Origin of the sequence: Sphingosinicella terrae, from assembly GCF_003347635.1 — a bacterium.
Classification (GTDB): domain Bacteria; phylum Pseudomonadota; class Alphaproteobacteria; order Sphingomonadales; family Sphingomonadaceae; genus Allosphingosinicella; species Allosphingosinicella terrae.
Genome location: NZ_QDFY01000058.1, coordinates 1 through 571 on the forward strand (window position 1 = coordinate 1; position 571 = coordinate 571).

Annotated in this window: 1 rRNA gene; it reads right to left on the minus strand. The window is 49.9% G+C overall.

From position 1 onward, the window contains the following. Positions 1-571, minus strand: a 23S ribosomal RNA gene (locus tag DDE10_RS23230); the annotation flags it as partial.

The following is a 571-nucleotide window of genomic DNA, read 5'->3' on the forward strand; positions in this document are numbered from 1 at the left end:
CGGGCAGGCATCACACCCTATACGTCCACTTTCGTGTTTGCACAGTGCTGTGTTTTTAATAAACAGTTGCAGCCAGCTGGTATCTTCGACCGGTTCAACCTTCGTGAGTAAATCACTACAATCTACGCCGGCGCACCTTCTCCCGAAGTTACGGTGCTATTTTGCCTAGTTCCTTCACCCGAGTTCTCTCAAGCGCCTGAGTATTCTCTACCTGACCACCTGTGTCGGTTTATAGTACGGTTTAGTATAACCTGAAGCTTAGTGGCTTTTCCTGGAAGCGTGGTATCGGTTACTTCAGTTCCGTAGAACCTCGTCATCACTTCTCGGTGTTGAATGGTGTTCCGGATTTGCCTAAAACACCCACCTACCGGCTTAAACGCACATCCAACAGTGCGATAACCTAACCTTCTCCGTCCCCACATCGCAGTTATACCAAGTACGGGAATATTAACCCGTTTCCCATCGACTACGCTTTTCAGCCTCGCCTTAGGGGCCGACTCACCCTGCCCCGATTAACGTTGGACAGGAACCCTTGGTCTTCCGGCGAACGAGTTTTTCACTCGTTTTATCG